Below are 13,375 nucleotides of genomic sequence, written 5' to 3' on the forward strand. Positions count from 1 at the left end.
AATGACTAATGACCAATGACTAATGACCAATGACTAATGACTCTTCAACCTGAGTATATGCCCGCACGACATTTTTAATGATTTCCAAACCGACTTCTCCCGCTAAAGTCATGATTGATTCTGGATGAAACTGAACGGCGGCGATGGGAAGTGTCTGATGTTCAATACCCATAATTACGTTGTCATCAGAAATTGCTGTCACTTTCAGTTCTTTTGGTAAATATTCCGGGAGAGCAAACAATGAGTGATATCTACCTACGGTAAAGGATTCTGGTAAATTCTTGAAGGTAACAGAATCGGAATCGGTAACGAAAATCCGTGAAGATTTCCCATGTTGAGGATAGTTGAGAACTCCCAATTGTCCATCAAAAGCTTCAACGATGCCTTGCAGCCCTAGACAAACTCCAAAAATGGGAATTTTGCGATGAAGAAGCGCCCCGACAGTCTGGGGAACCCGAAAATCACTCGGTCTACCAGGCCCAGGAGATAAAACAACTAAGTCAGGGCGTTCTGTATCGAATAGCGATTCTGAGAAACCATGACGTAATGTGGTAACGGTTGCACCAGTCTGGCGAATGTAATTAGCTAATGTATGAACAAAAGAGTCTTCATAGTCTATTAGTAAGATGCGTTTGCCAGTTGCCGCACTTGAGAGGATTTTAGTTGATTTGATGGAACTGGATTCATCAATTTTTTGACTGCTTTGCTTAACACGGCGAATTGTTTCAAATAAAGCAGCCGCTTTGGTAATGGTTTCTTGTTCTTCTGCTTGGGGTATGGAGTCATAAAGGACAGTAGCACCAACTCGCACCTCAGCAATGCAATCTTTTAATCGGATTGTCCGCAGAATCAAGCCAGTATTTAAATTCCCATTGAAATTTAAATAACCGACTGCGCCACCATACCAACGGCGGGCGCTACGTTCATTCTGTTCAATAAAATCTATTGCGGCTTTTTTGGGTGCGCCGGTGACTGTAACCGCCCAAGTGTGGGAAAGAAAGGCATCTAAGGCATCAAATTGCGATCGCAGTGTTCCTTCAACATGATCCACTGTATGAATCAGGTGGCTGTATAATTCAATTTGGCGACGACCAATCACTTGAACTGAACCAGGTTCGCAGATTCGGGATTTATCATTGCGATCGACATCAGTACACATAGTCAACTCAGCTTCATCTTTGTGAGAGTTGAGTAGATGACGAATTTGCACCGCATCATCGAGAGCATCTAGTCCCCGGCTAATAGTGCCACTAATAGGACAAGTTTCTACCCGCTTCCCTTCAACTCGCACAAACATTTCTGGAGATGCGCCAATCAGATATTCTCCACCTAAATTAAAAATAAACCCATAAGGACTAGGATTTATATCCTTTAAAGTTTCAAATAGTTTACTGGGTTCATCTTCATAGCCTTCAAAAAAGTTTTGGCTAGGAACAACTTCAAATAAATCACCTCGGCGGAAATAATCGAGTGCAGACTCAACTTTTTTCGCATACTCGCCTACTTTATGGTCAGCAGTTTGATTTGGGAGAAGATGTTTTCCACGATAATCAATAGATTCACCTGTTCGAGGCAGATTCTTTGTATTACCGTGCGCTGTTTCAAAATCATATTGTAGACGAAATGCGCGTTGTTGATAGTAATCAACAACTATCAATTCATCAGGGAGATAAAGCACCAAATCGCGCTGATCTGTAGGACGTTCCAGACGTTGGGTAATTGGTTCAAACTGAAAAACTAAGTCATAACCAAAAGCCCCATACAATCCTAAATGCTCATCTTCTTGGCTAGAGAAAGTATGTAGAATTTCGCGGACAACTGTAAATGCTGAAGGTTGCTTACTGCGTTCTTCTTCAGTAAATAATCTCTTGCTAGCTTTAACAAAACCGACAATATTATTATTGTCTAGGGTAACTTTTTCAAGTTGGCTTGAGTTGGATAAACACTCTAATAGTAATGGTAAAAGTACCTGACCACGTTCATTCAATGCGATCAAATTGAAAGCATTTTCCTGTGTAGTCAATTCTAATGGGGGATTGACAAATCCAATTGCCCATCTTTTATATCTGCCTGGATATTCGTAGCTGCTTCTTAGCAAGCCGCCACGCTGAGAATTTAAGTGAAATAAAATATCTTCGAGAGCGGTGTCCATCTTCACTTCGGTGATGGAGCGAGAAACAATTACGCCACCAAGGGTTTTGTAGGAACGGGAATTAAAAGTCATGGGTAATTCCTCTGTAAAATTTATTAGTCATTGGTCGAAAGCTATTAATGGTTATTAGTAATTGTTTATAGATAAATAGCAACTTGGATATTTGATATCAATCTAAATCAGCCTATTTAAATCTGCGGATTATTTGGAAAAAAGATAATTAAAAACTTTTCGCTTCTTATTTAAGAGTACTAGATATCAAGCAGATAATACATTGAATAATTTTTCGATTCAATGTCAATTTTTTCGTTTTTCATCCTAATTTTCATAACTTTTACTTATGGCGCTATTTAAATTATTCGCTTCTATCAAAAGTAGTAGATTATTTAAATGCTTAGTATTATGTCTCTACTTTTAAAATCCAATCTAACCCTTCAATATGCCTCGTAAAATCTCTTTTTATTTCTCAGCGTTCTCTGTGCCTCTGCGGTTTATAATTAATTTATTGAACCACAGAGGCGCAGAGGACACAGAGTAAAGAGAAATACTATTAACCCTAATTTTTACCCACTTTTAAAGGGCTAGTTTTACGATCCTAAAATTCCCGCAATAGTGATATAGCTTGCCTATACAACAACAAATTTACCTCATGAACCTCAATTGCTTTTCCAATACTTTTTAGCAACGTTAAAGTCAATTCTCCACCCAAGTGTTCGCGGAACTCAGTTAAACCCCGGAACAAACAATCAGGATGTTCTAGTTGTGATAACTTATGAGCTAGTTCTGGGACATATAACGTGAAACCCAACGCCGACAAAGTATTTAATATTCGTTGCCATTCTGAACAATCAAGCAACCCTATTAAATAAGAATAAGTACTATCCAAAGCAATACCGATCGCAACGGCTTCGCCATGACGCAAGCGATAATTAGTCAAATGCTCCAATTTATGAGCCGCCCAATGTCCAAAATCTAGGGGACGAGACGAACCCATTTCAAAAGGATCGCCGCTATTGGCAATATGTTCTAAATGCAACTGAGCGCAACGATAAATAACCTGTTGCATAGCATCCATATCTCGCCGCCCAAGGGCTTTGCTGTGAGAATGGATAAAATCAAAAAACTTAGCATCCTTAATCAGTGCCACTTTTACAGCTTCTGCAATCCCAGAACGCCAATCGCGATCATCTAGACTTGTCAAGAATGCAGAGTCATTTATAACTGCATAAGGTGGCGCAAATGTGCCGAGAAAGTTCTTTTTCCCAAAGGCATTGATGCCGTTTTTGACTCCAACCCCAGAATCATTTTGCGCTAACACCGTTGTCGGAACCCGAATCAGACGAATTCCCCGGTGAGCAGTTGCAGCAGCGTATCCTACCAAATCCAATACCGCCCCGCCCCCGATCGCTAACACATAAGAATGGCGACATAATCCGGCTGTTTCAATGAGTTGCTGGATTTGCTCTACTAAAGTGCGATCGTTTTTGGCAGCTTCTCCTCCCGAAATTATCATGGGTTCAGCTGCGATCGCAAGTACCTCTCCATAAAACTTGGTATACGCAACTAATTGCTTCACCAATTCCGGTTGATGCTTTAATATTCCTCCATCTACCACCGCAACTAATTTCTTCGGCTTTGTCTCTTCATCTGCTGTAACAACTTGCGCTAGCGTCGGATTTTGCAACTCAAATAAATTTTGGGTGAAGTAAACCTCATAGTTAAAAGTAACCGAAACACGTTGATGAATTAATTTACTTTTTTGCTTAATATCAACAATCATATTTTTGCAGGTATATCTAAAAGTGCAGCACTATTTAAAGCCTCAAGGAAAACCTCTACCGAGCGAGAAGCATTTACCTTGACTTGATTATTCATGATGAAAAACGGCACGCTATTGATGCTATTTAATCGAGCAAACGTTGATTCAGCAACAACCGTATCAACTACATCACGCTCATTTAATTGCAATCTTAATTCGGTAGCATCCATTTGGTATGCTATACCGATGGCAACAATAACGTTAATATCTCCAATGTTCAAACCCTCTTCAAAGTAAGCTTTATAAATAGCTTCTACGACATCATTTTTTACATTTGCGGGTGCAAGTGCAATCAGCTGATGAGAAAGCTGAGTATTGACAGCCAAACGGATTTTGTCAAAATCTAGCTTAACCCCAGCCGCCTCACCTGCGCGTCGCGTTGCATCAAACATCTGTTGCAGTACTTCCGCTTTAATCCCTTTTCTATCTTGCATAAAACCGCGAAATTCGTACCCCTCAGCAGGAACAGTATTATCCAGAAGAAAGGGATGCCATCGGATATTTACCTCTTGTTCTTGCCATTGTGCCAGTGCATCAAACAGATGCTTTTTCCCAATTCTGCACCAAGGGCAAACAGTATCATGAAAAATGTCTATCAGCATATTTTTCTTTATTCATCCATTTCTTAATGAGGCTGTACTAAATTTTATTTCCTCTCTCTTTCTTCCTCCGCGTCCTTTGCGCCCTCTGCGGTTCGTTCCTCATAAAAAAATTATTATTCAAATGCTAATATTCTGTGGTTTAAAATCTCGTTGCAGAGCCGTTGTATTTAAAGGCTGGAGAAAACTATTAATTTTCCCTTCAAAAAAACTCTGAGTATTCTCAAACTCTTGAATTAATGCCTCTCTATCCTTCCTAGCCACCAATCTAGCCAAACGGCTGTAAGTATTAGCCAAAAAGCTAATAGCATTACATCTTTCTTCAGTAGCTAGCATAATATCAACACATAAATTAGGATTTTGAGAAAACAAACGTTTAACAATATCAATTTCTTGACGATAATTAGGAGTTGACATTGTTAAACTCTGCTCTATCTCAACCCTTGTTTGTGCTAAGAAAACACCAAGACTAAATCTACAGAAATGCTGCGTAGCTTGAATAACCACCATCATTTGATCGTGTTCCTCAGGCGTGCAAACAATTAGCTCACCACCTTTACTTTCGAGAAAATCTAATAACCATTGAAATGAATCATCATTTCTACCTGGACACACTACCACTTTTTGTCCCAAAAACGATTTTATATTTGGCCCAAACATGGGATGTAAACCCATAACTGGGCCACAATGGTGTCCGAGCATTGCTTGAGTAGGCTGTGTTTTAATACTTGTGATGTCACACAAAGCTGTAGTTGGGGCGAGATATTTTGCTGCCCGCTTAATCACATCAACTGTATATTCAATAGGAACGCTTACTAATACTAATTCTGCCTGACTTAACAGTTTGTCTGCATATTCCCAACCATCATGTTCGAGAACGCTAACATTGTGACCTACTAAAGAAAGCTGCTCTTTAAATAATTTTCCCATCCTGCCGTGTCCACCGATGATGGTAACTTGTCGGGGAATAACATTATTTGTGGCAGATTTAGGGGTAAGACTGGCATGACAACTCTTTACTACATCCGCCCAAACAGACTCAGGAATACCAGCTTGAGCGAGTAGGGGAGCGACATCAGCCAGTTGTTCATCTAAAGAAGGCTGTTCTGATGCTAATAATGATATGCGATCGCTAAGTAAGGCGATCAAGCTCTGGTCAGTTTTTTTAAGCTCATCTGAATAAGAGGATTTCAAAGGCATTTTTCTTCCAATTTTCAAATATCAACAAGTGATTCCTTAGAACTCATTTCTGGTAAGATATCCAAAGTTGTTGCCCTTTTAGCGATCGCATCAGCAAATAACTCTTCATATCGATCTAGCGCTTGCTCAAAGGAATAGTTTTCTACCGCAAACTTTCTTCCCTTACGTCCTAATTGCGCTGCTAATTCTGGCTGATGATATAAATCCAGCACCGCCGCAGCCAAAGCATCTGCTGACTCAGGCTCAACGATAACGCCGCCACCACTTTGTCGGATAGCTTTCGCAGCAGTCCCACTGGCGGGAACTGAACCCACAATCGGGCGGCCACTAGCTAACAACAGTGGTATTTTAGAAGGCATATTGAAAGAAATCACATTGCACTTTTGGACAATTAAACCCACATCTGCGGCTGCTAACATTTGCGGTAGTTTTTCTCGCGGTTGCAATGGTAAAAGTAAAACGTTATCTGCACCACAAGTAAGACAATGTTTTTGCAACCTTTCGAGGGCTTGGGATTCGCCAGCTACGACAAAGACAATTTCTTTTAGATGACGCAACCGGGCTGCTGCTTCTATTACTGTTTCCAAACCTTGTGTGAGAGCAATATTACCTGAATAAAGCACTACAAATTTACCATCGAGTTGATGGGTAGCTCTCCAAGAGTTATTTTCCTTCGATAAAGGGCGGATAAAATTTAGATTCACCCAATTGGGAATACAGGCAATTTTATTAGCAGGTACACCTTTATTTATGAGATTATCTACAAAGCCATCGGCAATGACGCTAATAGTATGTGCAGTTCGGTAAGCAAATTTTTCTAAAGCTTCCAAAGCTTTAATCATCAACTTATTTTTAATTAGCCCAACACGTACAGCAGCTTCTGGGAGGATATCTTGCACATTCAGCACTACTGGACAGTTGTATAGCCAACCTATCAAAGTCGCAGGTAAACAAACTAATAACGGCGGTACTGTTAAGAGAATTGCATCAGGTCGCTCACCCTTGAGGGCTTGTGGCAAACTTGTAAAGACAAAGCTCAACTCTAGCAGTAGTCGGTCTACGAGGTTGGGTTTAGACTTAATCCGCAGGTAACTACGCTGAATTTTGACACCATTTTTTTGTTCAGTAATGTATAACTTACCCCGATAGCGATCGTAAATCTGACGCTGAGGATAGTTAGGCATACCTGTGATTACCCGCACTTGATGTCCCCGCTTCACCAGCCCTTCTGCTAGTTCAGTCATCAAAGGTGCAATACCGATTGGTTCTGGATGATAGTTGTATGAATAAATCAGAATGTGCATGAACTGTTAATTTCCTGGAAGCACCTTGATAATATTTGCTTTCTACTCATTGGCTGAAACTTTCGTAGGGTGTGTTACCGCAAAGCGTAACGCACCGAAATTATTGAGATGGTGCGTTATGCCGTTGGCTAACGCACCCTACGAAACTACGAATTAGTAATTATTTAGCACTGCTTTTGCAGTTCCTTTTCTAAACTGAAGACTGGCTTTTGTTGTCCACGTTTCCGCAATGTGACGGTAGCAGCCCCAAATCCTAGCAATGCTAAACCCAGTGCTGAACTAGGTTCCGGCACTTGTTGTCTACCTTCTACATTTAATACTTGGACGCGACCTTGGAAGAAATCGCCCACATAAAGCTTGCCATTTTTGTAGCTTGTGCCACCCGTCCAGTTAAATGTGCCTGGTGTGAGGTCGAGGGGATCGCCAAAGGGTGGCTGACCTAGTTGAGGAGGTGCGGCGGCGGCGGCTTTACCATAAGCCGTCAGGAAATTACCGTTTTTATCGAATACTTGGACGCGGCTGTTGATAGAATCAGCCACATAAATATTTTCAAACTCATCCACTTCTAAGCCGATTGGCTGATTAAACTCCCCATCTCCACTGCCTTGTTTGCCAAATGTGAACAGAGAATTACCTTCAGGATCGAGTACTTGGACGCGGTTGTTAAACTGGTCGCTAACATAAAAATTGCCACTAACTGGCGAAATTCTTAGACCTGCTGGCCCTTGAAACTGCCCTGGTTGAGTTCCAGATGTGCCAATGCTACCAATTAGTTTGCCATCCTTAGTGTATTTATTGATTTTGTCGCCGCTAAAATCACCAATATACACATTGCCAGTTTTGTCAAATGTTACCCCAGATGGGCCAAAGAAGGCTCTACCTGGTATTAAACCGCCAAAATCACCAAATGAGTTAATAAAGTTCCCCTGGGGATCAAAAACATTAACGCGGTTGTTAAAAACATCACCTACATACAAATTCCCAGTCTGCGGATCTATTTCTAGGGCTGATGGCTCGTCGAATTCTCCAGCCCCTTTACCGCCCTTACCGATCGCTCCAATATAATTACCTTGAGGATTAAATACTTCAACCTTGTTACCAATATTGGGGTTAAAAGTGCCATCCGGGTTAAGACCGCGACCGTTACTTACAAGGGTATTCCCGGAGTTATCTACCGTTATGCCTTGGGGAACAAAAAGCTGCCCAGGGCCAAAGCCGGGGCTACCAATGCTACTGTTGTAAGTTAATGTTATAGCCTTGGCTTGGATAGATGTTGCTAAGACGGTGAATCCCGTACCGAGAATAGCAAGTGACAAATTTTTGACTAATCCCATAAGTTTTAAGTCCTGGTTCTATGAGGTATACTCGTTCCTAGACTAATTTCGTTCCCAGTTCCAGTTTGGGAACTCTAAAATTTGGGCTGCTGCCTCTTGTCTGAAATGCAACTTTCTCTGTGAGGCAGCAGCCTATTCTGTAAGCTTTATCAGGAATTAGATAATCTCTGCGTTAGCTAGTTCTTTGCTGCGTTTGCGCTTCAGCATTGAAGTTGCACCTAAAGCACCAGCAATTATCAGACCGATTGCCGAGTTGGGTTCGGGGACTTTGGTTACTCTGGGATCAATCTTGATAACTTGTCCTGTTCCTGCGAGTCTGGCTCGATTTGAGATATATAAATCACCATCAGGGCCATAAGTGATACCAGAAGCAGCTTCTAGTCCATCACCACTCCAGATAGTTTCACGAGTTCCATCGGTGGCTATTTTGATTAAAGAACCACTAATATCACCAGTGATAATACCGCCCTGTTGAATTTCTTTCCATTCGGAACTATTGATGTGTTGCAAGGCGTACAAATTGCCATCAGGGTCATAAGCTACGCCAGTCAGTTGTGTAAAGCCATCTTCGATGACTTTTGATTGCAAGGTATTGGGGTCAAAGCTAAAGATCCGCGCTTCTTTCTCTGGATAGGGAAAATAAGTGTATTCGCTGACTGTTAAACTGCCATCTGGAGCGATCGCAATTCCAGTCGGTACTGATTGCTGTGTTATGGGAAGCGTAGATGGATCTACACCAGGCCCAAGATCGGGGAATTCCAGTTTGCTTCTATCTATCATTTTCTCTGGAACTGCGGCAACGTTCTTAATCCCACTGCCATCGAGTCCCACAGTATATATACTGTTTCCGCCCCCATCAACTACGTAAGCAGTCTCGCCTTTAATTGCAAGAGCATAAGGGTTAGAGATTATATCAGTACCATCGGGATTAAATGCAGTTTCGTATTTTCCAAAATCCGCAAGGGTTGTCAATCCCCCAGTTTTTAAGTCTACTTTGTATAATTTACCCAGGTCAGGTGATTTTAAAACGGTATCACGGTTGGTTGGATCGCCTGCAAGACCCGTCAAAAGATAAGCGTTACCTAGAGAATCAAATTTGATATCCGCAGGCCCGGCTGCTTGTTCTCCAGAAGGCGATAATGCTAAAGAAGTCAGGTTAGAAATTATACTTGTTTTTGTCCCGTCCTGAGCAATTTTGAGCAGGGAGCCATTCTGACCAGCACATAAAGGAATATATCCGGCGCTAGGTGATGCAATGCATCTTCCATCTTTTCCATCACCGCCAGAACCACTTTCTGTAACATAAAGGTTGCCCGTAGAATCAAAGCCGATACCGCGTGGATTACTAAGACCATCGGCAACTACCGTTAGGCTTGCAGCTTCGGCAGCTTTGGGTGCAGAAACGGCAGCAATACAAACAGTCAAAAGTGTAAGAGTAAGTGATTTGAGTTTCATACCTTTAGAAATTGAGAGTTAAGTAAGTGGAAAACTTTATGGGTTTAAAGACAACGAATTGCAGTCTTTGAGGAACGCGCAATTGGTTTGAAACTCTTTAGTTGAGCTTTATGGGAGGTGTGGGGATTCTCTTCTTGTGCAACCAACCAACGCCCAAGGCTGCGATCGCTAATACGCCTAAAGTAGAATCAGGTTCAGGGACAGATTTGCTATTCTCAATTCTGAGAACTTGCCCAAATCCTGGGCGATCGCCTCGGTTTGTGACGTATACGGCACCATCAGCACCAATAGTCAAGGCGCTAGGCGACTCTAATCCATTGCCACTCAGTAGAGTTGTGCGAGTGCCATCAGCAGCTATTTTGATGACAGAACCATCCAGATTACCCTTCCAGGCTGACTGATTGGCGTACTGCAAAGCATATAAGTTGCCCTCAGTATCAAATTTCAAGTTTGTAAGTTGGGTAAAACCATCGGCGAAGACTGTTGGTATCCCATCAGCACCAATTCGATATATTTTTGCCCCATCTTCAGGGAAGGGAAAACCAGTAAATTGGCTGACATAATAAGCACCATCAGGGCCTTTGGTCACACTTGAGGGGACTGCTTGGGTTGCAAACTGCGATGCTCGCACCTCTTCACCTTGAGATGGCACTTGTGCCGGTTCATTGGATGGAGTACCAGAGGGTGGAAAGATGGGATTGGCTAATATGTCTTCAGGGAATGTAGTAACAGCTTGCAAATTACTGCCATCAGTATTAACGCTGAGTAAGTCATTTGCACCTGCATCAACTGCGACTAACTTATTGCCATCTATTGCAAAACCCAAGGGATTACTACCGACATCACCACCATCGGGATTGTTAGCGAGTTCATAGTTAGCTAAATCGGCAATAGTCGTCCAGGAGTTGGTATTAAAATCGGGAGCGATGATTTTACCGAGGTCAGTGTAACCTAAATTGCGATCGCGAAAGGCCGGATTCGCCCCATACCCAATCAGAACATAAGGTTTACCTGTAGCATCAAATTGGATATCACGAGGGCCAGCGCCTCCAGTCCCATCTGGTAATGCTATAGAAGGAAGTCCTGTAAGTATACGTTCGGTTTTACCATTCTCAATTTTGGTAACTGCGCCACTTGTGCCATAACACAATGAATCGCCTTGACCACTTGCTGGTGGAACGCAACCTCCACTTCCCCCGATTCCCGCCTCTGTAACATAGAGATTACCATCAGGGCCAAAGCTTAAACCTCCGGCATTATATAAACCGTCGGCGATTACTGAAAAGGATGCGGCTGAGGCAGTTTTCATTCCAGAAAAAGCGGCAACACAAAAGGTAAAGATGGTAATAGTAAGTTGTTTTAGTTTCATGTGTTGCAGAGAATTGAGAGGGGAATTTTAAACGCAGAGGAGCGCTGAGGGAAGCGCAAAGGAACGCAGAGGTTTTAGTTAGTAACTAGAGATTCTTGAACTTTTGGTAGATAGCTCATTCCTCGGTCAAATGATTTTAGATTTCCAGCTTTGGCTTCGAGTAAACGTTTGATGTTCATGCTTTCAGCGCCAAAGTCTTCAATCTGAAGTTTGCCGTGGCTAACAGTTCCATCTGTTTTCCAGAATGTGATTCGATGCAAAATAAAACCAGAAGCTTCGGGGTCAGCGAAAGAGTATGCGGTTGGGATAAGTAAAGCTACAGAACGCTGATAATATTCGTAGTCTGGATAAAAATACTCTTGCTCAAGCAAGTAATATTTACTCAGACTATGAACTCGCACAGAAACTTTTACTTTTTGGTCGTATTCATCTTTGAATTCACCTGATTCCGAAGTAATATCACCATTTGGGCGGAGTAAATGCGCCCACTCATCTACATTTTGTAAGTCTTTTAAGTATTCAATGCCGATTTCAATTGGGGCATCAACATAGATGGTGTCTGTATCAATAAAGTGACTTCCTTTCGCTGCTGAGGTTAGACCAGCCTTACGTTCCAAGTTACCTTTGAGAGAACGACATTCGGAAGTGTGTACTGTATGAATTCCCTGCATAATCATCTGAGTTTGCCGTTTAGGATCGACAAAGCTTAACCAATGAAAATACACGCCTTTTTCATCTGTTCCCGGCTCGATATAGTCGGTGGGAAACAGCAAAACAGGGTAAACTTGATAATACTTTTGATACTCTAATCCACAGTGCCATTCAATGCCATAAAAAAGTGGATTTTCTAGTTTTTTAACGTGATAATAGAGATTTTTGTGATAACCAGATGCAGTTCCTAGCCAAGTATCTTCGTCAACTTGCTCTTTCATCCGACTATAAAGCGTCCATTCATCTAAGTTCTTTAAACTACAAAGATAGTTAAAGGCGTTTTCTGGTGAAGTCGCAATGTAAGCTGATGTCGCAAAAGTATTTTTTTCCATTTTTCACTCCTGAAGATAATAAGAATTAAGCTGCGATCGCCTGAGTCTTGCTTCGCTTACTATTGTTGATGCGGTCTTCGGCTAATCGTTTAGCAGCATCGTTGGTAGTAACTCCCTGAACTTTGGCAATCTCAAAAATTGCTAACAGCGTGTCATAAATGTTATGCACTTGTTTGAAAGCTTTTTCTTCGTCATAACCAATCATTTCGTTGTAAACGTTGATTAATCCTCCGGCGTTAATTACATAATCAGGGCTGTAAAGAATCTCCTTCTTGGTAAGCATTTGGCTATGTAATTGCTCATTCTCCAATTGATTATTAGCTGCACCAGCAATAATAGAAGCTCGTAAAAAAGGAATTGTATGACTATTAAGAATTCCTCCTAAAGCGCAAGGAGCAAAGATATCTACATCAAGGGAGTAAATTTCATTTGGTTCGACAACAGTTGCGCCAAAAAGCCGTTTTGCTTCTTCCGCTTTTGCTGGATCTACATCGCTAACAAAAAGCTTGACATCATGCTCATGTAAGTGCCGACAGAGATTTTTACCGACATTTCCTAAGCCTTGAACGGCAACTTTCATCCCATCAAGTCTTTTGCTCTGCCAACGAGACTCTACAGCAGCTTTAATTCCGAGAAAAACTCCTAATGATGTTATGGGAGCAGGCCCACCAGATTTTTCTGATACTCCAACAACATATTTAGTTTCTTGACTGATTGTTCGGACATCATCAGGGGTAATATTGACATCTTGCCCGGTAATAAAACGTCCATTGAGACTGTTAACAAAACGTCCGTAAGCTCTTAACAGATCGTCTGTTTTATTTTCAGGATTAGCAATAATGACTGCTTTGCCGCCACCAGCCGGAATGTTTGCACAGGCAGCTTTATAAGTCATTCCCCGACTGAGACGAAGTGCATCTTTTAAAGCAGCTTCTTCGTTAACATAGGGCAAGATTCTTGTTGCTCCCATCGCTGGGCCCAAGGTTGTGTCATGGATAGCAATAATTGCCTTAATTTCAGGATTTTTACCATGACAAAACAAAACTTGTTCGTGACCCATTTCTCTAACAGTTTCAAATAGCAGCATCTTGACCTCGAAG

The 13,375-nt window shown here is 41.7% G+C and carries 10 protein-coding genes; all 10 read right to left on the reverse strand.

Going from position 1 to position 13,375, the window contains the following annotated elements:
• Nucleotides 1-19: 19 nt before the first annotated feature.
• The 10 genes from V7K55_RS13045 to scyB all read right to left on the reverse strand — a co-directional run bounded on the left by V7K55_RS13045 (nt 20) and on the right by scyB (nt 13,362).
• Nucleotides 20-2,224: an anthranilate synthase gene (locus tag V7K55_RS13045; RefSeq protein WP_334831859.1), complete on the reverse strand. Its 2,205-nt coding sequence runs from the start codon at nt 2,222-2,224 to the stop codon at nt 20-22.
• 523 nt (nt 2,225-2,747) lie between these two features.
• The gene (locus tag V7K55_RS13050; protein WP_334831861.1) at nt 2,748-3,932 is read right to left on the reverse strand and encodes a 3-dehydroquinate synthase; all 1,185 of its coding nucleotides are present in this window, start codon (nt 3,930-3,932) and stop codon (nt 2,748-2,750) included.
• Nucleotides 3,929-4,573: a DsbA family oxidoreductase gene (locus tag V7K55_RS13055; protein ID WP_334831863.1), complete on the reverse strand. Its 645-nt coding sequence runs from the start codon at nt 4,571-4,573 to the stop codon at nt 3,929-3,931. The genes V7K55_RS13050 and V7K55_RS13055 overlap by 4 nt, the downstream gene beginning before the upstream one ends.
• 117 nt (nt 4,574-4,690) lie before the next feature.
• Nucleotides 4,691-5,770: a bifunctional chorismate mutase/prephenate dehydrogenase gene (tyrA, locus tag V7K55_RS13060; RefSeq protein ID WP_334831865.1), complete on the reverse strand. Its 1,080-nt coding sequence runs from the start codon at nt 5,768-5,770 to the stop codon at nt 4,691-4,693.
• Between the two features lie 14 nt (nt 5,771-5,784).
• Nucleotides 5,785-7,074, reverse strand: a complete 1,290-nt coding sequence (locus V7K55_RS13065; protein ID WP_334831867.1) for a glycosyltransferase family 4 protein — start codon at nt 7,072-7,074, stop codon at nt 5,785-5,787.
• Between the two features lie 164 nt (nt 7,075-7,238).
• Nucleotides 7,239-8,408: a scytonemin biosynthesis PEP-CTERM protein ScyF gene (scyF, locus tag V7K55_RS13070; protein ID WP_334831869.1), complete on the reverse strand. Its 1,170-nt coding sequence runs from the start codon at nt 8,406-8,408 to the stop codon at nt 7,239-7,241.
• A 156-nt stretch (nt 8,409-8,564) separates the two neighbouring features.
• A complete protein-coding gene (locus V7K55_RS13075) occupies nt 8,565-9,863 on the reverse strand; it encodes a ScyD/ScyE family protein (RefSeq protein ID WP_334831871.1) in 1,299 nt (432 codons plus the stop codon).
• Between the two features lie 97 nt (nt 9,864-9,960).
• A complete protein-coding gene (locus V7K55_RS13080; RefSeq protein ID WP_334831873.1) occupies nt 9,961-11,232 on the reverse strand; it encodes a ScyD/ScyE family protein in 1,272 nt (423 codons plus the stop codon).
• A gap of 74 nt (nt 11,233-11,306) precedes the next feature.
• Nucleotides 11,307-12,275: a scytonemin biosynthesis cyclase/decarboxylase ScyC gene (scyC, locus tag V7K55_RS13085; protein WP_334831875.1), complete on the reverse strand. Its 969-nt coding sequence runs from the start codon at nt 12,273-12,275 to the stop codon at nt 11,307-11,309.
• 25 nt (nt 12,276-12,300) lie between these two features.
• Nucleotides 12,301-13,362, reverse strand: a complete 1,062-nt coding sequence (gene scyB / locus V7K55_RS13090) for a tryptophan dehydrogenase ScyB (protein WP_334831877.1) — start codon at nt 13,360-13,362, stop codon at nt 12,301-12,303.
• Between the last annotated feature and the right edge of the window lie 13 nt (nt 13,363-13,375).

It is taken from the genome of Nostoc sp. (assembly GCF_036919895.1).
Classification (GTDB): Bacteria; Cyanobacteriota; Cyanobacteriia; order Cyanobacteriales; family Nostocaceae; genus Nostoc.